This window comes from Giesbergeria sp., from assembly GCF_028686475.1.
Lineage (GTDB): Bacteria > Pseudomonadota > Gammaproteobacteria > Burkholderiales > Burkholderiaceae_C > Simplicispira.
The window spans coordinates 54,053-80,847 of sequence record NZ_JAQUCA010000005.1; the positions used below are offsets into that span (position 1 = coordinate 54,053).

Here is a 26,795-nt window from a genome sequence, read left to right on the forward strand (position 1 = left end):
CAAGCGCCATGCAGCAAAAAGGTTTCACTCTGATAGAGATGATGATTGTGGTGGCAGTGATTGGCATTTTGTCAGCGATTGCCTACCCCAGTTATACCGAGTATGTGCGCCGTGGGCACCGGGCTGAAGCGCGGGCGGGCTTGCTGCAAGCGGCGCAGTGGCTAGAGCGGGCGGCTACGGCCACCGGCACCTATCCACTCGCAGCGGCTTTTCCTGACAATCTCAAAAAGGTACCCAACGATAGGTACGATATTTCTATCACGTCTGCCGATGGGTCCACCTATACGCTCACGGCCACACCCAAGGGCGCACAGACTGGCGATAAATGCGGCAATTACACCCTCGACCAAGCTGGTTTGCGCGGTGCCAAGGGTGTAACCTCTGGCGCTATTGTGACCGAGTGCTGGGGCAAGTAAGCGCGCCCCTGTGCTGCCTGCCCCCTGTGTGCCACCCTGGCTTTTTTCAGGAGAACACCCTTGACATCGTTACCCCAACCCCAGCCACCCACCAGCATTCAGAATTATTTGGATGGCGAGCAGGCCAGCGACATCAAACACGAGTATCTGGCGGGCCAAATAGTGGCTATGGGTGGTGCAAGCGATAAACACAGCTTAATTGGCGGCTCGTTGTACGCGGCGCTGCTGCCTGCGGCACGCCGCAAAGCGTGCCAGCTTTTCATGGCCGACATGAAGGTGCGCGTGGACCACGATGGCGAGAGCTATTTTTACTACCCCGACCTGCTACTGAGCTGCCAGCCCAAGGACCGAGAATCGGCCTACTACCGTCGCCATCCCTGTTTGCTGGTAGAAGTGCTGTCCCCCAGCACCGAGCGCATCGACACGCTTGAAAAGCTGCTCGCCTACCGCCTGCTGCCCAGCCTGCGCGAGTACCTCTTGCTGCGCCAAGACCGGGTGCAGGCCGATTTGTACCAGCGCGATGACGAAGGCCGTTGGCAGCACCACACCTTCACCCAGCCGGACGATGTGCTGACGCTGCACTGTTTGGAGGCTGCCGTGCCTTTGCACGAGGTGTATGCCGATGTGCCGGAGCTGCTGGCATAGGAACGTTACCACGCTAACATGGTGGGCATGTTGCAAACATCCGCGCCCTTTATCTCGCAAGCGCTTGAGCTGGCCGCTCAGGCGCTTTTTCTTTCCAACCCCAATCCGCGTGTCGGTTGCGTGATTGCCGATGCCGCTGGCCAAGTGCTAGGCCAAGGTTACACCCAGCAAGCCGGTGGCCCCCATGCCGAAATCATGGCACTGCGCGATGCTGCAGCGGCAGGGCGCGCTGTGCGTGGCGCTACCGCCTACGTCACGCTAGAACCCTGCGCGCACCAAGGACGCACCGGGCCTTGCTGTGATGCCTTGATTGCCGCTGGCATAGGCCGGGTGGTGGCCTCGCTGGCCGACCCGAATCCCTTGGTGGGTGGCCAAGGTTTTGCCCGGCTGCGCGCGGCGGGCGTACAGGTAGAAGTGGGACCGGGATCCGCTGAATCGCGCGCGCTGAACATTGGTTTTTTAAGCCGCATGGTGCGCGGCACGCCTTGGGTGCGCCTGAAGGTGGCGGCCTCGTTGGATGGCACCACGGCGCTGCACAATGGCACCAGCCAATGGATTACCTCGCCCGAAGCGCGCGCCGACGGCCACGCTTGGCGCGCGCGTGCCTGTGCCATCCTCACCGGTAGCGGCACCATTTTGGCCGATAACCCACGTTTGGATGTGCGCGAGTTGGCCACGCCACGGCAGCCGCAGGTGGTGGTGGTGGACAGCCAATTGCAAACGCCCGCCAATGCGCGGCTGTTTGCCACCGCGCGCCCGGTGCTGATTTACACCAGCGCCAGCCAAGATGCTGATTTTTTACAACGCCAAGCGGCGCTGCAAGCGCAAGGGGCCACGGTGGTGGCCTTGCCCAACACGGAAGGGCGGGTCCATTTGGCAGCCATGCTGTGCAACTTGGGCCAGCGCGGCATCAATGAGCTGCATGTAGAAGCCGGACAGCGGCTCAATGGCGCTTTGCTGCGTGCTGGGCTGGTCGATGAGTTGTTGCTGTATTTGGCACCGTTGCTCCTCGGGCAGGGCAGAGGCATGAGCGATTTGGGGCCACTGGAGGCACTGGCACAGGGGCAAACGCTGGAGTTTACCGCTGTGGAGCGCGTGGGGCCTGATATGCGCTTGCTGGCCCGACCACCCGGCAGAGCCAATTTTTAGGCACAATCTGGCCCTATGTTTACTGGAATTATCACCGGCATGGGGCAGATTGCCGCCGTGCAACCCTTGGGCGATTTGCCATCGCATGGCAAACGCCTCACTATTACCGCCCCAGCGGGCTATTTAGACGATGTAGGCTTGGGCGATAGCATCGCCCTGAATGGTGCTTGCATGACGGTGACCACGCTCAACGTGGCACGGCAGCAATTCACCATCGACATCTCGGCAGAATCGCTGGACAAAACCACCGGCTTAGCGGCCGAAGGCCCCATCAACCTAGAAAAAGCCCTGCGCGCCAATGACCGGCTGGGCGGGCATTTGGTGTCCGGCCATGTGGATGGCTTGGGCCAAGTCACCCACTTTGGGCCAGTGGGCGAAAGTTGGGAGTTGCGCGTACTGGCCCCAGCAGAGTTAGGGCGCTTTTTGGCCTACAAAGGCTCGATTGTTATCAATGGCGTAAGCTTGACGGTCAACCGCACCAGCGATAGCGCCCAAGGCTGCGAAGTGAGTATCAATCTGATTCCGCACACGGTACAAAACACCGCTTTGCAGTATTTGCGCGTGGGTAGCCAAGTCAATTTGGAAGTGGATTTGATTGCCCGCTATGTGGCCCGCATGTTAGAGGCCGCACCAGCGGTGCAGCCTCTGGGCTAAGAGTTTTCCTCAAAAGCAGCCTTTATGCCACTCCAGCATGCAACTGCACCCCAAGTGCCTTGGTCACTTTAAGAACGGTTGCAAAGCTGGGGTTACCATGCTCGCTGAGTGCCTTATAGAGACTTTCGCGGCTCAACCCGGCTTCTTTGGCCACTTGGGCCATGCCCTTGGCGCGCGCAATGTCGCCTAAAGCACGGGCAATGCCGGTGATGTCGTCGGGCGCTTCTGTGAGCCAAGCATCCAGATAGGCGGCCATTTCTTCAGGGCTACGCAGCTGTTCTGCAATATCGTAGGCTACTGTCTTGGTAGCAGTGGGTATGCTTTTGTGCGATGTGGGCATGTTTATTCCTCCTGAAGGTTGCGCGCAAGTTCTTGGGCAAGCGCAATGTCCTCCTGCTGGCTTGATTTGTCGCCACCTACGAGGAGGATGATTAACTCGTCGCCGCGCTGGGTGTAATACACCCTGTAACCGGGGCCAACATCAATTTTTAGTTCAGACAGACCTTGGCTAAGATGGCGGTGTTGGCCGGGGTTGCCGTGGGCAAGACGATCCACCCGCACCTGAATCCGCGCCCGAGCTGTGCGATCCTTCAGATGGTTAATCCAATCCCGGTATAGCTCGGTCGTTCGTACACGCATGGTTGATTGTAGCCCATGAGATACAAAATCAAACTTTGCACCTCTTGGGCTAACCCGGCAATCCAATGTTTGAGCAGACAGTTTCTGATTTTCTAGTGCCACCCAAACCGATTGGCGTTAGAAAGCGTCTAAGGCCAGTGCCGTCACGCTGGCAGCGCCGCGCACGATGCTATCGCGCAAGCTGCTGGCTTTGACCAAAATATGCTCGGCGTAAAACTGTGCAGTGGCAATCTTGGCCTGCATAAAGGCAGCATCTTGGCCGTGGGCCAATTGCTCTTGCGCTACCAACAGGCTGCGGCCCAATTGCCAACCAGCAACCAAATTACCGGCCAACATCATGTAGGGCACGCTACCGGCATAGACGGCATTGGGCTGGCTCTTGGCGTTGGCCAAAATGAACTCGACCACGTCGGTAAACGCTTGGCGAGCCTGTTGCAGGTTTTGTGCTACTGCCAGCGCTGCGGGGGTGCCGCTGTCTTGCAAGTCCACTTCGGTTTGGGCAATTTGCGTGGCGATGTTTTGTGCGGTTTGGCCGCCATCGCGCACGGTTTTACGACCCACCAAATCATTGGCTTGGATAGCGCTGGTACCTTCGTAAATGGTCAGGATACGGGCATCGCGGAAATACTGGGCGGCGCCGGTTTCTTCGATATAGCCCATGCCGCCATGCACTTGCACGCCGAGCGAAGTCACTTCAATGCTGGCCTCGGTGCTGTAACCTTTGACCAAAGGCACTAAAAACTCATAGATAGCGGTGTTTTGTGCGCGGGTATCGGCGTTGGGGTGATGGTGTGCGGCATCGTAGGCACCTGCGGCCACAATCGCCAAGGCGCGGCAACCCTCGGTGGTGGCACGCATGGTCATGAGCATACGGCGTACATCGGGGTGGTGGATGATGGCAGCGCTGGCTTTAATGCTGCCATCCACGGGGCGGCTTTGTACCCGGTCTTTGGCGTATTGCACGGCCTTTTGGTAGGCGCGCTCAGACACGGCAATGCCTTGCACCCCGACAGCGTAGCGGGCCGAGTTCATCATGATGAACATGTACTCTAAGCCCCGGTTTTCTTCGCCCACCAGATAGCCGATAGCGCCGCCGTGGTCGCCAAACTGCAATACGGCAGTAGGGCTGGCCTTGATGCCCAGTTTATGCTCGATGCTGACGCATTCGACATCATTGCGCGCGCCCAAAGAGCCATCAGCGTTGACGAGGAACTTGGGCACCACAAACAGGCTGATGCCTTTCACGCCCTCGGGCGCACCTTGCACCCGTGCCAGCACGAGATGGACGATGTTCTCAGCCAGGTCGTGTTCGCCATAGGTGATAAAAATTTTCGTGCCAAATACCTTGTAGCTGCCATCGTCTTGCGGCTGGGCGCGGCTGCGTACGGCCGCCAAATCCGAACCTGCTTGGGGTTCGGTCAGGTTCATGGTGCCTGTCCACTCGCCGCTGACCAGCTTTTCTAAATAAGTGGCTTTGAGTTCGTCCGAACCGGCGGTAAGCAGGGCTTCAATCGCGCCATCGGTCAGCATAGGGCACAGGGCAAAGCTCATGCTGGCGCTGTGGGCCATTTCGGCACAGGCAGCGCCAATGGCTTTGGGCAAGCCTTGGCCGCCAAAATCTACCGGGTGTTGCAAGCCTTGCCAACCGGCCTCGGTGAATTGGCGATAGGCTTCTTTGAAGCCGGGCGAGGTGGTGACGTTGCCATCTTGCCAGCTAGAGGGATTTTTATCGCTTTCCCAATTGAGCGGAGCCACCACGTTTTGATTGAACTTGGCGCATTCTTCTAGCACCGCTTGGGCAGTGTCCAAACCAGCATCTTCAAAACCGGGGATTTGGGCGATTTGCTCTAAGTGTGCCAAATGCTCGATGGCAAACAGCATGTCTTTGACGGGAGCGGTGTAACTCATGGCTTAATTTTTCTTGAAAAAAGAGACATAGCGAAAACACGAAAGGGGGCGCACTGCCCCCCTTTGACCGTGGTTGCGGTGGAGGGCTTAGAGCTGTTTCACCAGCTCGGGCACGGCTTGGAACAAGTCGGCCTCCAGACCATAATCAGCCACGCTAAAAATAGGTGCTTCAGGGTCTTTGTTGATGGCGACAATGACTTTACTGTCTTTCATACCCGCCAAGTGCTGGATGGCACCCGAGATACCGCAGGCGATATACAGTTGGGGCGCAACGATTTTGCCGGTTTGGCCCACTTGCCAATCGTTGGGGGCGTAGCCTGCATCGACAGCGGCGCGGCTGGCACCGATGGCTGCGCCCAGCTTGTCCGCCAAGGGGGTGATGACTTCTTGGAATTTTTCGGCGCTGCCCAAGGCACGGCCACCCGAAACGATAATTTTGGCGGCGGTCAGTTCAGGGCGGTCGCTCTTGGCAATTTCGCTGCCCACATAGCTGCTGCTGCCGGCATCGGCCACAGCAGCAATGCTTTCTACAGCGGCGCTGCCACCCGTGGCAGCAGCGGCATCAAAGCCGGTACCGCGCACGGTAATCACCTTCACACTGTCGCTGCTTTGTACGGTGGCAATGGCGTTACCAGCGTAAATCGGGCGCTCAAAGGTGTCGGTCGACACCACTTTGCTGATTTCGCTGATTTGCGCCACATCCAGCAGGGCAGCGACGCGCGGGGCGGCATTTTTGCCGTTGGCAGTGGCGGCAAACAAAATGTGGCTGTAGTTGCTGGCGACTGCCAGCACTTGGGCAGCTACGTTTTCAGCCAAAGCATGGGCCAGTGCGGGGCCATCGGCGTGCAATACCTTGCTCACACCAGCGATTTGGCTGGCTGCTTGGGCCGCAGCACCTGCGTTATGACCAGCGACCAACACATGGATGTCACCACCGATAGCAGCGGCAGCGCTGATGGTGTTGAGGGTTGCGCCCTTGAGGCTGGCGTTGTCGTGTTCTGCAATAACGAGGGTCGTCATGTTTTTATCCTTGATGCTTCGCAGTTTTTTACAGTACCTTGGCTTCGGTCTTGAGTTTGGCTACCAAAGTGGCCACGTCGGCCACCTTGACACCCGCGCCGCGTTGCGGTGGCTCGCTCACTTTCAGGGTTTGGAGGCGGGGGGCCACATCGACACCCAAATCAGCCGGTTTGACGTTTTCCAGCGGCTTCTTTTTCGCCTTCATGATGTTGGGCAGGGTGACGTAGCGCGGCTCGTTCAGGCGCAGGTCGGTGGTGATGACGGCAGGCAAGCTCAGGGAGAGGGTTTCTAAGCCGCCATCGACTTCGCGCGTGACTTGGGCTTTGCCATCGGCCAGCTCGATTTTGCTGGCAAAGGTAGCTTGCGGCAGACCGGCCAAAGCGGCCAGCATTTGGCCGGTTTGGTTGGCATCATCATCGATGGCTTGTTTGCCCAAAATGATGAGGCCGGGTTGTTCTTTGTCCACCAGCGCCTTGAGCAGCTTGGCCACGGCCAGCGGTTGCAGCTCCATATCGGTTTCGACCAAGATGGCACGGTCAGCACCGATGGCCATCGCAGTACGCAGGGTTTCTTGGCATTGGGCCACGCCGCAAGAGACGGCCACCACTTCAGTGACTAAACCCTTTTCTTTCAGGCGCACTGCCTCTTCTACCGCGATTTCGTCAAACGGGTTCATGCTCATTTTGACGTTGGCGATGTCTACGCCCGTTCCATCAGACTTCACACGGACTTTTACGTTGTAGTCCACCACGCGCTTGACTGGGACCAATACCTTCATAACTGCGGCTCCTAGGAGGGTTGTTGATTAAGTTGACGTTTACGTAAGATGCAACATTCTATGCTGTACGGCGCACTTAGGCAGCACCGGCCAGCACAGAAGCGGCTGGCGCATCGGCTGGAAGTGGCCCGTTGAACTGCACTACCCGCTGTGGATAGGGGATTTCGATGCCGTTGTCGCGCAAAGCACGCAAGATAGCCAAGTTGATTTGAGAGCGCAGGCCAAGCAGGCCGTTTTCCGGGTCGGCAATCCAAAAGCCCACCGTGAACTCTAGGCCATCGGCACCAAAGGCCGATAGGGCGACGCTGGGCGGCGGGTCGCGCAATACGCGCTCACTGACCAAGGCAGCCTGTTGCAATAGTTGCATCACTAAATCGACATCGCTTTCGTAGGCCACACTGACCACGGTAGAGTGCCAAACCCGTGGGTCGGCCAGCGAGAAATTTTCGACGCGCTGGGTAATGAGCATCTCGTTGGGCACAATCGACTCGCGCCCAGCACCGGAGCGAATCACGGTGTAGCGCGTGGTGATGTCGGTGACGCGGCCTTCGAAATTGTCGATACGCACGTTGTCGCCAATGCGGACACTGCGCTCGGCCAAAATCACAAAACCACTGACATAGTTGGCCGCTAATTTTTGCAAGCCAAAACCAATGCCCACGCCCACGGCCCCGCCCAACACCGAGAGGGCCGACAAGTCAATGCCAACGGTAGAGAGCGCAAAAATCAGGCCGATAAAAACAAACACCGCCCGCGCTACGTTGCTCAGGGCTTTGCGTACCGATAAATCACTGCCGCTGGCCGAACGCAGCAAACGGGCCTCAATGGCGGCAGAGACCCAGAGGGTCAAAATCAGCACTGCGCCCGAGGTGAGGATGCCCTCTAAAATAGTGCGTAAAGACAGGGTAGAGCCACCCACCTTCCAGCGGATGTCTTCCAAGTCTTGCAACACCAAGGGCAATAGGTCTGTTACCCACAGCACCATACAGCCCCAAGCCAGCCAAGAGATGCTGCGCTCCATCGGCAACACCCAAGTGGCGCGTGGAAACGCCACCTGCAACACCTTCACGCCAATGCGAATCACCACCAAGGCCATCAGCACCGGAATGGCCACCTTGAACACGGCCAAGTTCAGCCATTGCGTCAGCAGCGCTTGGGCCACATAGCCTAAGCCCAACAACAGCAGCGGAAACAAAGCCCCATCGAGTATTTTTTGCCCAAACAAAATAGAAGGGCCATCGCTTTGGCCGATGGCACGGCGCAAACCGGACACCAGCAACCAAGCCAGCAGCACACACAACGCCAGCGAACCCAATTCAATCAACACGGTGGGTTGTAGGAACGATTGGAACCAGTTGCCTACATCATCGAACATCACTGGCGAAGGGTTTGCTTTGGCCATTGTTTGCTGTATTTCCTTTTGAGGGGTGTTTTAAGGAGTGGTGGGCTGCTTCCAGGCGGGGGTGCGCTTTTCGGCAAAGGCGCGTGCGCCCTCTTGGGCGGCAGCGTCCATCATGTTGACGGCCATCGTCTGGCCTGCCAGTTGGTAGGCGGCATCGAGGCCCAATTCGCGTTGCTGATAGACCAAGGCTTTGCCCATTGTGATGGCGGTACGCGGTTTTTGTACAATGGCTTGCACCAGTTGCTCTACTTCGGCATCCAGCGTTTGCGCGGTGACTACCCGATTGAGCAGCCCTTGTTGCCGTGCCGTGGCGGCATCCATAAAGTCGCCCGTCAGGAGCATTTCCATCGCTTGCTTGATGGGCAAATTACGCACCAAGGGCACGCTGGGGGTGGCGCAGAACAGGCCGTAATGGATACCGCTGGTGGCAAAGGTGGCCTGCTCGACCGCCACGGCCAAATCGCATTGGGCCACCAATTGGCAGCCCGCCGCAGTCGCCATGCCTTGCACCTTGGCAATCACGGGCACTGGCAGACGCTGGATGGATAACATCACCTTGCTACACTGGGCAAACAGGGCTTGGTACCAAGCCAACTCGGGGTGCGCTGCCATCTCCTTGAGGTTGTGCCCAGCACAAAAAGCCTTGCCGTTGGCCGCCAGCACCACCACACGCACACGCTCATCTTGGGCAATGCTGTCGAGTGCGCTTTGCAAAGCGGCCAGCATTTCGGCCCCCAAGGCGTTAAAGCGCGCTGGGTCATTGAGCGTGAGCGTAACCACACCCCGCACATCTTGCTGCACCAGCAGCAGGCCCGAGGGGGTGTCAGAGACATCAGAAACCATGCTGCTGCCCATGTTACAGGTCGGCCAAGACGCGCAAATGGGCTTCGACGCTGCGCGCCAAGGCACTGGGCACATAGCCCCCCTCTAGGCAAGAGACAATGCGCCCTTGCGAGAAACGCCGGGCAATGTCTTTAATCCGCAGGGTAATCCAAGTGTAGTCTTGCTCTACCAGACTCAACTGGCCCATGTCGTCTTCACGGTGGGCATCAAAACCGGCGCTGATGAAAATCATTTCGGGCTGGAACGCCTCTAGGCGCGGAATCCACGTCGTTTCAATCATCTCGCGGATGTCCATGCTCTTGGTGTAGGCGGCTACCGGCACATTAAGCATGTTGGGTGCTGGGTTTTTATCGCCGTTGTACGGAAAAAACGGATGTTGGAAAAAACTGACCATCAGTGCGCGCTCATCACCGGCCAAAATATCTTCCGTGCCGTTGCCGTGGTGAACGTCAAAGTCAATCACCGCCACGCGCTTGAGGTTGTAGCGGTCTAGGGCATACTTAGCAGCAATAGCCACGTTGTTGAAGAAGCAAAAGCCCATTGCTTTGTCGCGGCAGGCATGGTGTCCGGGCGGACGCACGGCGCAGAAGGCGTTTTCTAGCTCGCCGGCCATCACGGCATCGGTGGCGGCCAAAGCAGCACCCGCAGAGCGCAAAGCGGCCTTCCAAGTATGCACATTGATGGAGGTGTCGGGGTCCACTTGGGTGTGCGCGGGGCCACCAGCGGCGACTTCTTCACGCAACCAATCGGTCAGGCCGCGTATCGAGGCAATATGCAAGCGCCCATGCGCCAACTCAATGTCGCCCAAAGCGGCCTCGTCGGCATCGTAGCGCTCCAAGGCATCCATCACGCCAGTGATGAGCAGGCGGTCTTCGATGGCATCAAGGCGCTCGGGGCACTCGGGGTGGCCGGGGCCCATTTCGTGTTTCCAGCAATCGCGGTGGGTGTAATAACCTGTCTTTCCCATAGGGTGTCTCCGGTGGTCGGTTTTTTTCGGATAACGTTACGCCATGCAAGCACAGCAAAAAATTAAATCACTTTTAGATCAGCTTAACACGGTGATTGTGGGTAAATCTGCCCGCGTTCAAGATTGTGTAGCCTGCCTGTTGGCGGGGGGCCATCTGCTGATTGAGGACGTGCCGGGTGTCGGTAAGACTACTTTATCGCACGCGCTGGCCCATACCTTCGGTTTGCAGTTTACCCGCGTGCAATTTACCGCCGATTTGATGCCCAGCGATCTGATTGGGGTTTCGGTGTACGAGCGCGGGCAAGAGGCGTTTGTGTTCCACCCCGGCCCGGTGTTTACCCAGGTGCTGTTGGCCGATGAAATCAACCGCGCCAGCCCCAAAACCCAAAGCGCGCTGCTAGAGGCGATGGAAGAAAAACAGGTGTCGGCGGAAGGCGAAACCCGCCCCTTGCCGCAGCCATTTTTTGTCATTGCGACACAAAACCCGCAAGACCAGTTGGGTACTTACGCCCTGCCAGAGTCGCAGTTAGACCGCTTTTTGATGCGGATTTCCTTGGGCTACCCCGACCGGCAATCCGAACGTTTGCTACTGGCAGGCAGTGACCGGCGCCACATGGCCACCAGCGTGGCCCCGGTGTTGTCAGCGCTGGAGCTGGCCGCGCTGCAACAAGCCGTGTTGGCGATTCACACCGCTGACCCGCTGTTGGACTATGTGCAAGATTTGATTGCCGCCACGCGCTCCGGGCGTTGGTTTGTGCAGGGCTTGTCGCCACGCGCGGGCATTGCCTTGGTGCGCGCCGCCAAAGCGCAAGCATTGATTAGCGGGCGCGATTATGTCGCCCCCGATGATGTGCAAGCCATCATCGCGCAAACCATTGCCCACCGCTTGGTGCCGGTAGGCAATGCCGGGCGCGGCGCGGTGGAGCAGGTGCAGGCAATGGTCGATAGCGTCCCGCTGCCCTGAAGCCATGCGTGGCCCTTTGTCCTTTTTGCGCCAGCGCTGGCAGCAATGGTGGCTGGCCCGTTTGCAGCCCACCGATACCCTAACGCTCACGCAGCGCAATGTGTATATTTTGCCCACCGGCCCCGGTTGGATGTTGGCACTGACGCTGCTGGTGTTGTTGGTGGCCTCCATCAATTACCAACTCAATTTGGGTTATTTGCTCACCTTTTTGCTGGCCGGTAGTGCCGTGGTGGGGATGCACCTCTGCCACGGCACATTGCGTGGCCTGACCTTGCACTTACAACCGCCCGAAGCGCATTTTTTGGGCCAAAGTGCCGTGTTGGATGTGCAATTGAGCAGCGAGCGGCGCAGCACGCGCTTTGGTATCGCTGTGGCAGTGCATGGCAGCCAACAATGGGCTTGGACGGATGTGCCCGCCCAAGGCTCCTCTAAGGTGCAGGTGGCTTTTGCGCCCAGCCACCGGGGGCTGCATTCATTGCCGCTGCTCACGGCAGAAACCCGCTTTCCGCTGGGTACCTTTCGTGTTTGGGCCTTGTGGCGACCGGCGGCGCAGGTGTTGGTCTATCCAGCACCCGAAGTGCCCACCCCCCCTTTGCCCCCCGGTGAACCCCATGCCAGCGGCATCGGCAGCACGCACAGCCAAGGCATGGGCGATTTTGAAGGCGTGCGCGCCTACCGCCGGGGTGACCCGCAGCAATTGATTGTTTGGAAAAAAGCCGCACAAGCCTTGGCCAGCGGCAGCGATAACCTCGTCAGCCGCGATAGCCTGCAAATGCAGCGCCACGAGCTGTGGCTGACCCCAGAGCGTACCGGCCTGAGTAACCCCGAAGCGCGCCTGTCGCGCCTGACGGCTTGGGTGCTGCAAGCCGACCGCTTGGGGCTGGACTATGGCCTGCGCCTGCCGGGATTAGAGATTGCCCCCGGCAGTGGTGCTGCCCAGCGCCAGCGCTGTTTGCAAGCGCTGGCGCTGGCTTAAATCGCCAAAAAGCCAAAAAATCAAAAAAAAACCTATGTTTCAATCCACACCCCTAGCGGGGCCACTTTGGAAGAGGTTACCCCTCTCCCAAACGAATTCTATCCCCCTGAAGGGGGAGGTTTCAAACCGGAGCTAGTTTCTGATGAACGCCACTGCAAGCCATCAGCCCACCAGCCTGCGCCAAACCTTGGCCACCCTGCCACGCGATGCGCGCGACACCCTGTTTATGTTGGGCGTGATTGCGTGGGTGATTGCACCACAAATCGCCCAATTGCCGTGGTGGGCCAGCAGCTTGGCCGCTGGCTTTTTACTCTGGCGCGGCGTGCTGTCTTGGCAAGGCGGGCCGCTGCCGCAGCGCTGGTTACTGCTGGTGGCGGTGGTGGTGGCCACGGGGGCCACGTTGCTCACCTATCGCACTATTTTGGGCCGCGATGCCGGTGTCACGTTGATTGTGCTGCTGCTTACGCTCAAAACGCTAGAACTGCGCGCCCGGCGCGATGCGCTGGTGGTGTTCTTTTTGGGCTTTTTTACCCTGCTGAGCAATTTTTTCTTTTCGCAATCGCTACTGACTGCCGTGGCCATGTTGATAGCCCTGATGGGCTTACTGACCGCGCTGGTCAACGCCCACATGCCGGTAGGCCGCCCACCGCTGCTGCTGGCACTACGCACGGCGGGCACGATGGCGCTGCTGGGCGCGCCCATCATGCTGGCGCTGTTTATGTTCTTTCCGCGCATGGCACCGCTGTGGGGCTTGCCTAGCGATGCCCTGACCGGCCGCAGTGGCCTCTCGGGCACGATGGAAGTGGGCAATGTGGCCAAACTGGCGCTAGACGATAGCGTGGTGATGCGCGTTCGGTTTGATACCCCAGCGCAAAAAGCGCCAGCGGCCTCACAGCTGTATTTTCGCGGGCCGGTGTTATCGGAGTTTGATGGCCGCCAATGGCGTGCGCCCGCCTCACGCCATGACCCTTGGGCAGGACAATGGGGCCTGCCTGCCAATTTGCGCGTGCAAGGCGAGCCGGTGCGCTACACCGTGACGCTGGAGCCGCACCAACGGCCTTGGCTGTTGGTGATGGAAGCGGCCAAAGACAAACCAGCACTCAACGGCTTTCAGAGCGTGATGAGTCCGGATTTGCAATGGCTGTCTAACCGCCCCATTACCGATGTGGTGCGCTACGCTGCCGAGAGCTACCCCCAATTTGAGCATGGCCCCACGCGCCTAACCCCAGCTTTGCAGGCCATGAGCGCCCTGCCATCGACATCCAACCCGCGCACCGTAGCTTGGGCGCAACAATTGCGCGCCGACCCCACCATTGCCGCCGGTGGCACCCCAGCTTTGGTCGCAGCGCTGTTGGCACACCTGAAAACGGGCGGTTACAGCTACACCCTAGAGCCGGGCCTGTATGGCCAGCACAGTGCCGATGAGTTCTGGTTTGACCGCAAAGCGGGGTTTTGCGAGCATATTGCGTCTTCGTTTGTGATTGCCCTGCGCGCCGCTGGAGTACCCGCACGCATCGTCACCGGCTACCAAGGTGGCGATTTGAACAACGTCGATGGCTACTGGACGGTGCGCCAAAGCGATGCCCACGCTTGGGCCGAAGTCTGGCAAGAAGGGCGCGGCTGGGTGCGTGTGGACCCCACCGGGTCCGTAGCCCCTGGCCGGGTGGGCCTGTTCCAACGCTTGGCCGCCCCCCAAGGCATTTTGGGGGCGGCGGTAGGCACCATGATTAGCCCCGGCATGGCACAACAACTGCGCGCCATTTGGGAGGCCACCAACAACCACTGGAACCAATGGGTACTCAATTACACGCAAAGCCGCCAGCTCGATTTACTCAAAACGCTGGGCTTTAGCGCCCCCAGTTGGCAAGATTTGGTGCGTATTTTGGCCAGCTTGCTCGGGGTGGCAGCGCTGCTGGGCGCTGCTTGGACGCTGTGGGAGCGCCGCCAGCACAACCCTTGGCTGCGTTTGTTGCAACGCACCCGCCAGCGCTTGGCCCAAGCGGGCTTGCAGCTGCCCGACAGCACCCCACCACGCGCCATCGCCGCGCAAGTGCAGGCCCATTTTGGCGACCCTGCCCAGCCGCTGTGCGCTTGGCTGCTAGAACTGGAACAATTGCGCTATGCCCCAGCGGCGCAAGCCACACCCTCCCTGCGCGAGCTGCAACGGCGCTGGCGCCAACTGCCGTGGCCTGCGGCGGTGCGCTCTTCCTAATTTTTTCTTTCTCAATGCACCCTCGATTTTTTGCCCCCCATTGTTTGTTGCTCCTGACGCTGAGCAGTTGGCCCATCAGCAGCACGCTGGCACAAGCACCAGCCCGTGCGGGCAGTGCAACGGCACCCGACAGCCCACGCTATGCCCAACGCCACGAGGCCATGCAGTTTGCCCAAGCGCTGGCCGAGCGCCGCCAATGGGATGCCGATTGGGTACGCCACACGATTGGCCAAGCGCGTTTTTTGTCGCGCATCCCGCCGCTGATGTTGCCCTCTGGCCCCAGCGGAGAAAAAAACTGGCAAGCCTACCGCCGCCGCTTTGTCGAGCCGGTGCGTATCCGTGCTGGCGTGCGCTTTTGGCAGCAACACCGCGCCAGCTTGGCCCAAGCCGAGCGCCGCTATGGCGTGCCCGCCGACATCATCGTGGGCATCATGGGCGTAGAGACCCTGTATGGGCGGCAAATGGGCAATTTTCGGGTGATAGATGCGCTGGCCACCTTGGCCTTTGATTTTCCGGCAGCGCACCCACGGGCAGCAGCACGGCAAGCCTATTTTCAGGGCGAGCTAGAGCAATTGCTGGCCTTATCGCAACAAAATGGCATAGACCCCTTGCAGCCACGCGGCAGCTATGCTGGGGCGATGGGCTTGGGGCAGTTTATGCCCTCTAGCTGGGTGCGTTATGCCGTCGATGGCGATGGCGATGGCCAAATCGACCTGTTTGGCAATGCACAAGATGCCATCCACTCGGTGGCCAATTACTTTATCGCGCACGGCTGGCAGCCGGGTTTGCCCACACACTACCCATTGCAGCTAGACCCAGCAGGGGTTGATTTATCCACCTTGCTGGCCCCGGATATTCGGCCCAGCTTTAGCGCCCACGAGCTGGCCGAGCATGGGGTGCAGTTAGACCCCGCCGGGCAAAACCACAACGGACTGCTGGCCCTGATTGAGCTAAAAAATGGCCCCCAGCCCCCGAGCTATGTCGCTGGCACCGACAATTTTTATGCCGTGACGCGCTACAACTGGTCTAGCTACTACGCTTTGGCGGTGATTGAGCTGGGGCAGGCGGTACGCAAAGAGATGCAACAGCCACGCCCACTCACGCGGCTGCCGCGTTGACAACGTTAAGCCAAGCGCGTCCGACGGGGTTTGCTGGCTGGCGTGGCCGGTAGCAAGCTGGTCAGTTGCTGATAGCGCAGGAACAAAAAAGCCACGCGCTGCGCGTCGGACGCATAACTTTTGGGGCCACCGCACAGCGCATAGGCTTTGTCCACCGCCGCATCCAAGCGTTGGTGCGCCTTGACCAGCGCGGGCGGCATGGCCAGCGGGTCGTATAAATCGGCCAGCGATGCCTCTGAAAACTGGGCGCGCGCATCCAATACCGCTTGGGCGGCTTGCTCAATCGCGGCTTGAACTTTTTGCACTGGGGCTTTGGCCGAAGCATGGGGCAAATCAGGCCACGGAAAATTATTGTAAACGATGGCCGCAGAATATTGATAACGACTTTCCAATCGCCCTGCCGTTAAACGCATCCAAGCGGCGTGCATGGAAGATTGCAAAACACCAAACTCAAACAAACCAGCACCTTCAATGGTTAAGGCACTGCCGTTGGCAATCACTTCTGGCTGTATATAACCAATTGGCAGATAAAATCGACGTTCTGATGAAACCTTGGGCAACAGAAGATAGGGATTTTTTGGTTGTCTATTTTCACCAAAAAGCGTAGGCTTCATGGCCAATTTTTGGGTGGCTTTACGGTTGCTGCGATGGCGAAAGGCTTGCACTGCTGCAATGCGGCGTTTTAATTCAGGCGAATCCCGTATCAGCACAGGGGAGGCATCTTCCAGCCAAAAACACCAACGCTTTTCTCCATTCAAAAATTCTTGCGCGCCCATGTAAGGGCGGATAAATGGTGCGAGTTCTGGTTCATTTGCAAGCAATAATTGCTTTTCTTCATCCAGCAATAGTAAATGCCCGTTGTCATTGGCCATGCTGCCATAACTGATACTCGGAGCATGACAAATGCTATGCGCTTTTTTTGTCAAAAGCACATTAGGGGCATCTACCAAATAAGGATTAATATGATGAGCAGGCACTGCATGGGGTGGGCCTTTCACATCATCGTATTCAAAAATAACTTTGTTTGGTACATCGTGCAAACCAAAGCCAATGATGACACAATGCACGGCAGCATTGCCCTTGGCCTCGTTGCTCCAGCCAAAAGTACGGTGGGCAAACTGAATTTTTATCCCTTGCGCCAACATCCAACTCCAGAGTACGCCTACCTGCTCGCCCTGCACAATGCTGTTGGTGGAAACAAAAGCACAACGAACCGGCGTATTCACGCCCCCGTCTCTGGCTTCGGCGTGCAAATACTGCGCCGCCTTCACATACCAAGCAGCCACAAAATCTAGCACCCCAAAACCTGGAATTTGCTGCGTCACAGGCTCAAAATCGGATTTTTGTGCCAGAGATTGCTCTTTTTTACCAAGAAACGGCGGATTACCCAAAACAAAACTGCACCGCTGCACGGGCAATATTTCCTGCCAATCCAATTGCAAGGCATTGCCATGCACAATATGTGGGCTGGTATTCAGGGGAATGCGCGCAAAATACAAGCCAAATTCTTCACTCACACGCAAATTCATTTGGTGGTCTATCAACCACAAGGCGACTTGGGCAATTTGCGCCGGAAATTCTTCAATCTCTATGCCATAACATTGGTCAACATCTACCCCAATCAAATTATGCACATCCACACTCTGTTGCCCAGCTTTGCCAAGCAGCGCATGGCTGGCGCGCAGCACTTCTAATTCTAACAAACGCAATTCGCGGTAACTAATCACCAAAAAATTACCACAACCACAAGCGGGGTCAAAAAAGGTGATTTGGCGCAGTTTTTGGTGAAACTCTTGCAGCCGCTGGCGCTGGCCTTTGACGCGGTTAAATTCGGCGCGCAAATCATCCAAAAACAACGGCCCAATGAGCTTGAGGATATTTTCTTCACTGGTATAGTGCGCGCCCAAATTGCGCCGCGCTGTGCTATCCATGATGCTTTGAAACAGGCTACCAAAAATAGCCGGACTGATGGCCGACCAATCTAAAGCACAGGCATTCAACAACACCTCGCGCATCTTAAAATCAAAATCGGCAAAGGGCAAAATTTCTTCAAACAGCTTGCCATTGATGTACGGAAACGCCGCTACCTGCATATCCAGTGCCGCACTGCGCCGCGCCGGTGGTGTATTGAGCGCCTGAAACAGGTGCCCCAAACGCAAACCAAGGTCGGAGCCATCGGTGCTGGTGCGCTCTTCGATAAAGGCCCGAAACGATTGCGCGGGCTGAAAAATGCCGGTATCGTCGGCAAACAGGCAAAATAATACGCGCACCAGCAGCAGTTCTAAATGGTGGCCGGTATAGCCACTGGCGTGCAAGGCATCGTGCAGCTGGCCCATGCGCTCGGCGGCCTTGACGTTGACCGGGTCTTGCGCCCGAATTTGCTGCACCCGATAACCAGCAATAAAACCAAACCATTGGATGTGTTGGTGTAAATCGGCCAACGCAAACTCGATACTCTCGCCGGTGGCCAGCCGGTACAGCCGAAAACGCGCAAAATCACACACGATAATCAGCTGCGGCAAGTCGCGCTCGGGCAAACCGGGAACATAATCCAGCGCTTGCTGAAACGCTCGGTCTAAGTTTTTGCCGCGCGATTTGTGTTCTACCAGCAACATGCCCGGCCAGAATAAATCAACAAAACCTTGGGCTTGCCCCAGCTTTTTCACGTTGAGTTCAAAAGTGGCCACGCGCTTATCGGTAATGCCAAAAATTTCAAAGAAGGCCAGCCAAAATGGCTTGGCCTCGGCATCTTCATTGCTGGCATCGGCCCAAGTGCGGCTAAACGTTAAGGCGCGCGATTTGATTTCGTTCCAAGACAGGGGCATGGTGGGTATTTTAGAAACGTTGTTTCGTTGTTTTATAAGGTGGCGGCGACGATTTAGCCGGTATTGCGTAAGCCCGCCGCAATGCCGTTGATAGAGATATGAATGCCGGTTTGCACGCGCTCATCGACTTCGCCCTCGCGCCAGCGGCGCACCAGCTCGACTTGTAAATGGTGCAGCGGGTCAATGTACGGAAAGCGGTGGCGAATGGAGCGCGCCAGCGCCGTGTTATTCACCAGTCGTTGTTTTTCGCCCGTGATGCGTGCCAGCGCCTCGGCGGTGCGGTGCCATTCGGCCTCGATGGTGCTGAAAATCTTTTTGCGTAACCGGGCGTTGTCCACCAGTTCGCTGTAACGCGAGGCCAAGGCCAAATCGCTTTTGGCCAGCACCATGTCCATGTTCGAGAGCAAGGTGCTAAAAAATGGCCACTGGCGGTACATTTTGCGTAGCAGCGTCAGCTGGGCTTTGGGGTCGGTGCCTTCGGCCTGCAAAAAGGCTTCGACGGCAGAACCAAAACCATACCAACCCGGCAGCGTCAGGCGGCACTGGCCCCAGCTAAAGCCCCACGGAATCGCGCGCAGGTCTTCAATGCGTTGCGAGGGCTTGCGCGATGCAGGGCGTGAGCCGATGTTGAGTTCGGCAATCTCGCGGATGGGTGTGGAGTTGAAAAAGTAATCGGTAAAGCCCGGCGTTTCATAGACCAAGGCGCGGTAGGCATCCATGCTGGCCTGCGATAGCTGGGCGGCAGCGGCCAAAAAGGCGGCTGTGGCTGGTTTGGTCGGTTGCAACAAGGTGGCCTCTAGGGTGGCAGCGACCAAGGTTTCTAAATTACGGCGGCCAATTTCGGGGTTGGCGTATTTAGAGGCAATTACTTCGCCTTGCTCGGTCAGGCGAATTTGGCCGCGCACCGTGCCCGGTGGCTGCGCCAAAATGGCTTGGTAGCTGGGGCCACCGCCCCGGCCCACGGTGCCGCCACGCCCGTGGAACATGCGTAACCGAATCGGTGTGCTGCCCGCCGAGAGTTCATCGAACAAGGCCACCAGCGCGATTTCGGCGCGGTAGAGTTCCCAATTGCTGGTAAAAATGCCGCCGTCTTTGTTGCTGTCGGAGTAGCCCAGCATGATGTCTTGTTCGGCCCCACTGCGGCGCACCACATCGGCAATGCCGGGCAGTTGGTAGAACTCGCGCATGATGTTGGGGGCATTACGCAGGTCTTCGATGGTCTCGAACAGTGGCACCACGATTAAATCGGTGGTCGCTGGCCCCAACAGCGGCGATGCTGACCCCAAAGTGCCACGCAACAACCCGACTTCTTTTTGCAGCAGCAGCACTTCGAGCAAGTCGCTCACGGTTTCGGTGTGGCTGATGATGTAGTGCCGGATGGCTTCGCTGCCGTAACGCTGGCGCATCTGGCGCGCAGTTTCAAAAATAGCCAGCTCGTGTTGTGTGTGTTCAGAATAGGCCACGCCCTGCACGCGCAGGGGGCGCGCCTCTTGCAACAACTGCATCAGCACGGTGCGTTTGCTGGCTTCGTCCAATGCGGCATAGTTTGGCTCTATGTGGGCCACGGCCAGCAGTTCGGCCACCACGCGCTCGTGCTGGTCGGAGCTTTGGCGTAAATCCACCGTAGCCAAATGAAAGCCAAACACTTCCACGGCGCGCATCAGGGGGTTCAGGCGTTCTGGCACCAAGGCGGCCCCGTGGTGCGCTTGCAAGGAGCTGGCAATGGTACGCAATTCGGCCAAAAATTCAGCGGCATCGTTATAAGGATTTTGCGGCACTACCGCATGGCGTGCGGCTTCGGTGCCAGTTAAGTGCTGCAATGTGGCGGCCAAACGGGCATAAATGCCGGTCAGGGCGCGGCGATACGGCTCGTCTTGGCGGTGTTCGTTGCTGTCGGGCGAGCTTTGCGCCAAGGCTTGCATGGCCGGGGTTTGCTCTACCAACCGTGCTGACATAGACAACTCGCTGCCCAACAAATGCACTTCGGTCAGGTAGTGGCGCAAGGCGACTTCACTTTGGCGGCGCAGGGCTTGGGCCAAGGTGCTGGCACTGACGTTGGGGTTGCCGTCGCGGTCGCCGCCAATCCATTGGCCCATGCGTAAAAAGCTGTGGATGGGTTGGTCGCCCAGTTCGCGTTCCAAATCGGCATAAATGCGCGGAATTTCGCGCAGAAAAGTGGCTTCGTAGTAGGACAGGGCGTTTTCAATTTCATCCGCTACGGTCAGTTTGCTGTAGCGTAGCAGGCGCGTTTGCCACAGCTGGGCCACGCGCGCGCGCAATTGGGCCTCATTGGCCGCCAAAGCACGCGGAGTCAGGGCATCTTTGGCGCTGTTGTACAGCTGGGCGCGTTCTACGATGTCGTCGCGCACGGCCAACAGTTGGGCGATGCCGCGTTCGGCATCCAAAATGCTTTTGCGCTGCACTTCGGTCGGGTGGGCGGTGAGTACCGGGGCCACGTAGCTGCTGGCCAAGGCTTCGGCAATCGCACTCGGGGCAATGCCTTCCCAGCGCAAGCGCGACAAAGCCACGGCAATGCTGCCTTCTTGGGTGTCGCCAGCGCGCTCGCGGATGGTGCGGCGGCGGATATGGTGGCGGTCTTCGGCCAAATTAGCCAAGTGGCTAAAGTAGGTAAAGGCGCGAATCACGCTCACGGTTTGGTCACCGCTCAAACCCTTGAGCAGTTTTTTTAGGGCTTTGTCGGCATCGTGGTCGGCATCGCGCCGAAAAGCCACCGACAGCTGGCGCACCTGTTCAATCAGTTCAAACGCGGCCACGCCTGCTTGTTCGCGTATTACATCACCCAAAATGCGCCCCAGCAGGCGAATGTCTTGAATCAGCGGTGCATCTTTGTCGATTTTGCGCGCGGGTGCGGCTTCGGTCTTGGTGCTGGGCGCAGTCATTTTGGGGGAGTCTCCGGCTCAATGGTTTTGAAATGGGGTCATGCTAGCATCAGCAGTTATTTTTGCCCTGTTTGCTGCAATGACTTCCCTTGACTCTTCTCTTCCCTCCATCGTCATTGCCACGCGCGAAAGCCGTTTAGCCTTGTGGCAAGCCGAACATGTGCAAGCCTTGTTGCAAGCACGCGGCCATGCGGTTTCTTTATTGGGCATGACCACGCTGGGCGACCAAATTTTGGACCGTAGCCTGAGCAAAGTGGGCGGCAAGGGCTTGTTTGTCAAAGAGTTAGAAACCGCGCTGCACGATGGTCGGGCCGATATTGCCGTGCATTCGCTCAAAGATGTGCCGATGGAGCTGCCCGAGGGCTTTGCCTTGGCCTGTGTGTTAGAGCGCGAAGACGCGCACGATGCGTTGGTCTCGCCGCACTACGCCCGTTTGCAAGACTTGCCCGCTGGCGCGGTGGTCGGCACGTCCAGCCTGCGCCGTCAGGTGCTGCTGCAAGCCCTGCGCCCGGATTTGGACATCCAGCCCTTGCGCGGCAATTTGGACACCCGGCTACGCAAGCTCGATGAGGGCCAATACGATGCGATTGTGCTGGCAGCAGCGGGCCTGAAGCGCCTGCACCTGCAAGAGCGCATCCGCCAAATTTTTGCGCCAAACCAAATGTTGCCCGCTGCGGGCCAAGGTGCGTTGGGCATTGAAATCCGCCATGACCGCCAAGATTTAATAAATGCCCTCGCCCCGTTGGCGCACCAACCGACTTGGTTGCGCGTCACGGCAGAGCGCGCCGTGAGCCGCTGCTTGGGCGGCAGTTGCTCCATGCCGTTGGCCGCCCATGCCACCTTACAAGGCCAACAGTTGCAATTAGAGGCCGCTTGGGGCAACCCCGAGCAAGCCCATGCGCCGCTGGTGCGCGCCCGTGCCAGCGCCAGCGTCACCTGTTTGGCCGATGCCGATGCCCTGGGCCAAGCCGTGGCGGCACAATTGCGTGCCGGTGGTGCGGGCTAAATCAGGCCGCCCATGCCAGCGCGCATTCTGATTACCCGCCCAGCCCCCGAAGCTGCACACTGGGTAGCGGCGTTGCAGCGGCGTGGTTTGCTGGCGCAAGCGCTGCCGCTCATTCAAATAAGCCCCCCCAGCGATGCCGCCAGCGTGGCCGCTTTGCAACAAGCGCAACAAGCCTTGGCCAGCTACCAAGCCATTATGCTGGTGAGTGGACAGGCGGCACGCTTTTTTGCTAGTGCGTCCGTCGTGGCAGCGTTTCAGGCTTTGGCCGCCAGTGACACCGCACCGCGCTGGTGGGCACCCGGCCCCGGCACCGCGCGTACTTTGCAGCAATGCGGTTTGCCCGCCCACTGCATTGACCAACCCGCCGCCGAGGCCAGCCAATTTGATTCGGAAGCCCTGTGGCAACGGGTGGAGTCACAAATCCAGCCCGGCAACCGGGTGTTAATCGTGCGTGGCCGTGATGGCACCGCACCCCAGCCCGAGGGCCACGGGCGCGATTGGTTGGCGCAGCAACTCCAGCGTGCCGGTGCCCAAGTGGATAAAGTGGTGGCCTACCAACGCCAAGCCGCGCAGTTTTCAGACGCGCAACGGGCTTTGGCCCAACAGGCCGCCAGCGATGGCACGCTGTGGCTGTTGAGCAGCTCACAGGCCATTGCCAACTTGCAGGCCCAACTGCCTGCCCAATCTTGGCAACCAGCCCGTGCTTTAACCACGCACCCGCGCATTACTGCTGCCGCGCAGGCGGCGGGCTTTGGCACGGTGACAGAATGCCGTCCTACTTTAGAGGATGTGGCCATCTCGATAGAATCGATGCTATGAGTTCTGCGCCCGCCCCTGATTTGTCCGCTGCCAGCCCCGCACCACCGGGTTTGGACTCTGCGGCCCCAGCGGGGGGCAGCAGCGCTGCCAGCAGCAAACTGTGGATGTATGGCTTCAGCGCTGTGGCTACCGTGGCCGTTGTCGGCCTGACCAGCAGCACCTTGCTGTGGCAAAAGCTCAACACCATCCAAGAACAACTGGCGCGCCAAAGCGCCGATGCCAGCACCCAAGCGGTAGAGGCGCGCACTCTGGCGCGCGAAGCGCAAGAACAAGCCGGTGATGCCGCTACCCGCCTGACGGTGGCCGAGACCCGCCTCAATGAAGTCGCCTTGCAGCGCGGCCAATTAGAAGAGCTGATGCGTAGCCTGTCGCGTTCGCGCGATGAAACCTTGGTGGTCGATATAGAAGCCGCCCTGCGCTTGGCCGAGCAGCAAGCGCAATTTACCGGCCAACTGGAGCCGCTGCTGGCAGCCCTCAAAAGCGCCCAGCAACGCATAGAGCGCGCCGCCCAACCCCGGCTAGTGCCCGTGCAGCGCGCCATAGGACGCGATGCCGAACGTTTACGCACCGCCCAAGTCACCGATACCGCTGGTTTGCTGGCGCGCTTGGATGATGCGGTGCGCCAAGTCGATGAGTTGCCCTTGCAAAATGCCGTCGCTACCACCGCTGCTACGCGTCGTTTGCAGGCCCAAACCAGCAAGGCCTCCAGCGCCAGCGCCAACCACCCCAGCAGCGCCAGCAGCCCAGAAACTGCCAGCGATGCGCCTTGGTGGCAAACCGCCCTGCTGCAAGCGGGCGAAGTGGTGTGGGATGAGGTACGCAGCTTGGTACGTGTGAGCCGCATTGACCAGCCCGAGGCCATTTTGTTGGCCCCAGAGCAAGCCTTCTTCCTGCGCGAAAACCTCAAGCTCAAACTGCTTAATGCGCGTTTGGGCATTGTGGCGCGGCAATTAGATTCTGCCCGCACCGATTTGGCCGCTGCCCATACCGCCATCCAAAAATACTTTGACCCCAGCTCGCGGCGCACCCAGCAGGTGCTTACTTTGTTGCAGCAATCGCAGTTGCACCTTAAAAACAACGAGCTGCCGCGCCTAGACGAAACCTTTGCTGCCCTGGGTAGTGCAGCAGCAGGCCGCTAAAGCGGCCCAGAAAGCGCTCCCTCCATGCGTGCTGTTCTTTGGCTTTTGGCCTTGTTTGCGGTAGCAGCGGCTTCGGCACTGTTTGCGGGCAACAACCAAGGCACCATCACCCTGTTTTGGCCGCCCTATCGGCTGGATTTATCGCTCAATTTGGTGCTGCTGCTGCTGGCGCTGGGTTTTGCCATCGTCTATGCCGCTTTGCGCGGTTTGGCCGCCCTGTTGGCTTTGCCCCACGAAGCGCAACGCTGGCGCTTGCAGCAAAAAGAACGCGCTACGCACGCCGCGCTGCTCGATGCACTGGCACAGTTTATGGCCGGGCGTTTTTTGCGCTCGCGCAAGGCAGCGCTGTTGGCCTTGGCACAAGAAGCCGCCCTGAGCCAAGCCGGAGAACAACTACCGCACAGCCGCCCTTTGCGCGCCTTAGCCCACCTGATTGCCGCCGAAGACTCGCACGCCCTGCAAGACCAACGCCAGCGTGAACTGCACTTGCAGCAAGCCCTAGAGCAAGCCCCCAAGCACGGCAACCAACATGAGCAAGCCCTGCGCGAGGGCATTCAACTGCGTGCTGCCCGCTGGGCCTTAGAAGGGCGCGATGCCCGCAGCAGCTTAGCGTGGCTGGCCGCGCTGCCCCAAGGTGCCGCGCGGCGCACCTTGGCCCTGCGCCTGCGCCTCAAAGCCACGCGCCACAACCAACAAACCCAAGAAGCACTAGAGACCGCGCGCCTGCTGGCCAAGCACCGGGCGTTTTCTGCCACCGCCGCACAAAGCATCGTGCGCGGACTGGCCACCGAGTTGCTCGACAGCGCCCACGACCCGCTGCAATTGCAGCAAATTTGGCAAAGCCTAGAACCCGCAGAACGCGCCCTGCCCGAGTTGGCCATCCATGCCGCCCAACGCCTGATGGGTTTGGGCGGCGAAGCCACCCAAGTGCGCCAGTGGCTGCTGCCTGCATGGCCCTTGCTGCAACAATACCCCAGCACCCTGAGCGATGTTTGGGCCTTAAAGCTAGTGCGTAGCCTAGAGGCCAGCTTGCACGACATTGACAGCGCTTGGTTAGCCCGCATCGAGGCCGCCGCCCAAGCCCATCCGCAACAGGTGTATTTGCAATACTTGGCCGGTGTGGCCTGTATGCAGCGCCAACTCTGGGGCAAGGCCCAACAACTATTGGCTGCTTGCAGCCAGCAGCTACCCGATGCCAGTTTGCGCCGACGCGCTTGGCTGCACTTGGCCCACTTGGCCGAGCAGCGCGGCGATGCCGCAGCCGCCAGTGCCGCGTGGAAACAAGCCGCCCAAGCCGAATAAGCCAGCGGGCCTGCCAAAACAAAAATTAAGCAGTTACCATAGACGATAACTGCACTCTGCACCGCCCTAAAGCAGCCCGTTTAGCCATCGAGTTCCTCCATTGATTATGCGTCGCCTTTTTTCTTTGTTTTTCACGCTGCTGTTATTGCTCCCCTTATCGGCCTGCAAGGACGAGCGTTCATTGCCGCAACTCAATAGCATCGGCAATACCTCGCCAGCGCAGCCAGCAGATTCAAACCCGCCGCCAGAAGCGCAAAAAACCATTGCCTTGGTCATGAAAACCCTGACCAATCCCTTTTTTATTGCGATGGAGCAGGGCGCACGCCGCGCCGAGCGCCAATTGGGGATGCGTTTATTGGTCAAGGCAGCGGCGCAAGAAACCTCGATTGAGCAGCAAATTCAAATCGTCAACGAGCTGATTGAGGCCAAAGTCGATGCCATTATTATTGCCCCCGGCGACTCCGACCGGCTGGTGCCGGTATTAAAAAAAGCGGCTGATGCAGGTATCAAGCTGGTTAATTTAGACAACCAATTGGACCCCAAAACCGTGCAACAAATGGGCCTAGCCCCAATTCCATTTGTCAGTGTCGATAACGAACAAGCCGCCTATGCTGCTGTGCGCTGGTTGCGCCAAGGTTTGCCAGCGGGCACCCCAGCGTTGCTCTTAGAGGGCATTCGCAGTGCCGAAAATGCACGCCAGCGCAGCCAAGGCGCAGTGCGTGCCTTGGCTGAAGCCCCTGCCATGCGCCTACTGGCCAGCGAGAGCGCCCACTGGAAAATTGACGAAGGCTACACCCTGACCCAAGAGCTGCTACAACGCCACCCCCAAGCCAAACTCATCTATGCCGCCAACGACATGATGGCCTTGGGGGCCATTCGCTACCTGCAAGAGCAGGGCCGCCGCGATGTCAAGGTGGGCGGTTTCGATGCCATTGCCGAAGCCCAAACCGCCCTGCGCCAAGGCTGGTTGCACGTTACGGTAGATCAGCAAGCCACTGAGCAAGGCTTTCAGGGCATGATGCTGGCCGATCGCCTGTTGCGTGGCGAGACCGTGCCCGACGTGACCCTCATCAATGCCGAACTGGTCACGGCGCAAACCCTGCGCTAAAGCGT

General features: G+C 58.8%; 23 protein-coding genes. 13 read left to right on the forward strand and 10 right to left on the reverse strand.

The genetic code is table 11. The features are described from left to right. Positions 1–8: 8 nt before the first annotated feature. From PHX60_RS04765 to PHX60_RS04780, 4 genes are read left to right on the forward strand one after another with little or no spacing between them, the layout of a single operon-like run. Positions 9–416 (forward strand): type IV pilin protein, encoded by a 408-nt coding sequence (locus tag PHX60_RS04765; protein WP_300075364.1) that lies wholly within the window; start codon positions 9–11, stop codon positions 414–416. Positions 417–476: 60 nt separating this feature from the next. Further along, positions 477–1,061, forward strand: coding sequence for a Uma2 family endonuclease (locus PHX60_RS04770; protein ID WP_300075365.1), 585 nt, complete (start codon positions 477–479; stop codon positions 1,059–1,061). A 27-nt stretch (positions 1,062–1,088) separates the two neighbouring features. Next, a complete protein-coding gene (gene ribD / locus PHX60_RS04775) occupies positions 1,089–2,210 on the forward strand; it encodes a bifunctional diaminohydroxyphosphoribosylaminopyrimidine deaminase/5-amino-6-(5-phosphoribosylamino)uracil reductase RibD (RefSeq protein ID WP_300075367.1) in 1,122 nt (373 codons plus the stop codon). A 15-nt stretch (positions 2,211–2,225) separates the two neighbouring features. Continuing rightward, positions 2,226–2,864 carry a riboflavin synthase gene (locus tag PHX60_RS04780; protein WP_300075369.1) on the forward strand — a complete coding sequence of 213 codons (639 nt, stop codon included), beginning with the start codon at positions 2,226–2,228 and terminating at the stop codon, positions 2,862–2,864. Positions 2,865–2,886: 22 nt separating this feature from the next. Here PHX60_RS04780 and PHX60_RS04785 read toward each other — a convergent pair whose 3' ends face one another. The 8 genes from PHX60_RS04785 to PHX60_RS04820 form a co-directional block, all read right to left on the reverse strand. Next, on the reverse strand, positions 2,887–3,204 hold the full coding sequence (locus tag PHX60_RS04785; RefSeq protein ID WP_300075371.1) for an addiction module antidote protein: 318 nt from the start codon (positions 3,202–3,204) through the stop codon (positions 2,887–2,889). A gap of 2 nt (positions 3,205–3,206) precedes the next feature. Continuing rightward, entirely contained in the window at positions 3,207–3,503 is a 297-nt protein-coding gene (locus PHX60_RS04790; protein ID WP_300075648.1) for a type II toxin-antitoxin system RelE/ParE family toxin, read from the reverse strand. A gap of 117 nt (positions 3,504–3,620) precedes the next feature. Beyond that, positions 3,621–5,411, reverse strand: coding sequence for an acyl-CoA dehydrogenase (locus PHX60_RS04795; protein ID WP_300075373.1), 1,791 nt, complete (start codon positions 5,409–5,411; stop codon positions 3,621–3,623). A gap of 87 nt (positions 5,412–5,498) precedes the next feature. Next, on the reverse strand, positions 5,499–6,431 hold the full coding sequence (locus PHX60_RS04800; RefSeq protein ID WP_300075375.1) for an FAD-binding protein: 933 nt from the start codon (positions 6,429–6,431) through the stop codon (positions 5,499–5,501). Positions 6,432–6,459: 28 nt separating this feature from the next. Beyond that, on the reverse strand, positions 6,460–7,209 hold the full coding sequence (locus tag PHX60_RS04805) for an electron transfer flavoprotein subunit beta/FixA family protein (protein WP_300075376.1): 750 nt from the start codon (positions 7,207–7,209) through the stop codon (positions 6,460–6,462). 76 nt (positions 7,210–7,285) lie between these two features. After that, positions 7,286–8,611, reverse strand: a complete 1,326-nt coding sequence (locus PHX60_RS04810; protein WP_300075377.1) for a mechanosensitive ion channel domain-containing protein — start codon at positions 8,609–8,611, stop codon at positions 7,286–7,288. A gap of 30 nt (positions 8,612–8,641) precedes the next feature. Next, entirely contained in the window at positions 8,642–9,454 is an 813-nt protein-coding gene (locus tag PHX60_RS04815) for an enoyl-CoA hydratase (protein ID WP_300075379.1), read from the reverse strand. Positions 9,455–9,467: 13 nt separating this feature from the next. Continuing rightward, positions 9,468–10,421 (reverse strand): histone deacetylase family protein, encoded by a 954-nt coding sequence (locus PHX60_RS04820; protein ID WP_300075381.1) that lies wholly within the window; start codon positions 10,419–10,421, stop codon positions 9,468–9,470. Between the two features lie 43 nt (positions 10,422–10,464). Between PHX60_RS04820 and PHX60_RS04825 the strand changes: the two genes are divergently transcribed. The 4 genes from PHX60_RS04825 to mltB all read left to right on the forward strand — a co-directional run bounded on the left by PHX60_RS04825 (position 10,465) and on the right by mltB (position 15,691). Continuing rightward, a complete protein-coding gene (locus PHX60_RS04825; protein WP_300075382.1) occupies positions 10,465–11,385 on the forward strand; it encodes a MoxR family ATPase in 921 nt (306 codons plus the stop codon). Positions 11,386–11,389: 4 nt separating this feature from the next. After that, positions 11,390–12,361, forward strand: a complete 972-nt coding sequence (locus PHX60_RS04830; protein ID WP_300075384.1) for a DUF58 domain-containing protein — start codon at positions 11,390–11,392, stop codon at positions 12,359–12,361. A 142-nt stretch (positions 12,362–12,503) separates the two neighbouring features. Beyond that, positions 12,504–14,573 (forward strand): DUF3488 and transglutaminase-like domain-containing protein, encoded by a 2,070-nt coding sequence (locus PHX60_RS04835; RefSeq protein ID WP_300075385.1) that lies wholly within the window; start codon positions 12,504–12,506, stop codon positions 14,571–14,573. A 14-nt stretch (positions 14,574–14,587) separates the two neighbouring features. After that, on the forward strand, positions 14,588–15,691 hold the full coding sequence (mltB, locus tag PHX60_RS04840) for a lytic murein transglycosylase B (protein ID WP_300075387.1): 1,104 nt from the start codon (positions 14,588–14,590) through the stop codon (positions 15,689–15,691). Positions 15,692–15,696: 5 nt separating this feature from the next. Here mltB and PHX60_RS04845 read toward each other — a convergent pair whose 3' ends face one another. Together PHX60_RS04845 and ppc are read right to left on the reverse strand one after the other, a co-directional pair. Continuing rightward, positions 15,697–18,516, reverse strand: a complete 2,820-nt coding sequence (locus PHX60_RS04845) for a DNA methyltransferase (protein WP_300075389.1) — start codon at positions 18,514–18,516, stop codon at positions 15,697–15,699. Between the two features lie 53 nt (positions 18,517–18,569). Next, complete coding sequence (gene ppc, locus PHX60_RS04850) at positions 18,570–21,416, reverse strand: phosphoenolpyruvate carboxylase (RefSeq protein ID WP_300075391.1); 2,847 nt, start codon at positions 21,414–21,416, stop codon at positions 18,570–18,572. 79 nt (positions 21,417–21,495) lie between these two features. On the opposite strand from ppc, the gene hemC reads away from it, so the two are divergent. The 5 genes from hemC (at position 21,496) to PHX60_RS04875 (ending at position 26,790) form a co-directional block, all read left to right on the forward strand. Further along, entirely contained in the window at positions 21,496–22,422 is a 927-nt protein-coding gene (hemC, locus tag PHX60_RS04855; RefSeq protein WP_300075392.1) for a hydroxymethylbilane synthase, read from the forward strand. Between the two features lie 12 nt (positions 22,423–22,434). After that, positions 22,435–23,241, forward strand: a complete 807-nt coding sequence (locus tag PHX60_RS04860) for a uroporphyrinogen-III synthase (protein ID WP_300075394.1) — start codon at positions 22,435–22,437, stop codon at positions 23,239–23,241. Next, entirely contained in the window at positions 23,238–24,380 is a 1,143-nt protein-coding gene (locus tag PHX60_RS04865; protein WP_300075396.1) for a uroporphyrinogen-III C-methyltransferase, read from the forward strand. The genes PHX60_RS04860 and PHX60_RS04865 overlap by 4 nt, the downstream gene beginning before the upstream one ends. A gap of 24 nt (positions 24,381–24,404) precedes the next feature. Beyond that, positions 24,405–25,682, forward strand: coding sequence for a heme biosynthesis HemY N-terminal domain-containing protein (locus PHX60_RS04870; RefSeq protein ID WP_300075398.1), 1,278 nt, complete (start codon positions 24,405–24,407; stop codon positions 25,680–25,682). Between the two features lie 106 nt (positions 25,683–25,788). Further along, positions 25,789–26,790 (forward strand): substrate-binding domain-containing protein, encoded by a 1,002-nt coding sequence (locus PHX60_RS04875; RefSeq protein WP_300075400.1) that lies wholly within the window; start codon positions 25,789–25,791, stop codon positions 26,788–26,790. The last annotated feature ends 5 nt before the right edge of the window (positions 26,791–26,795 follow it).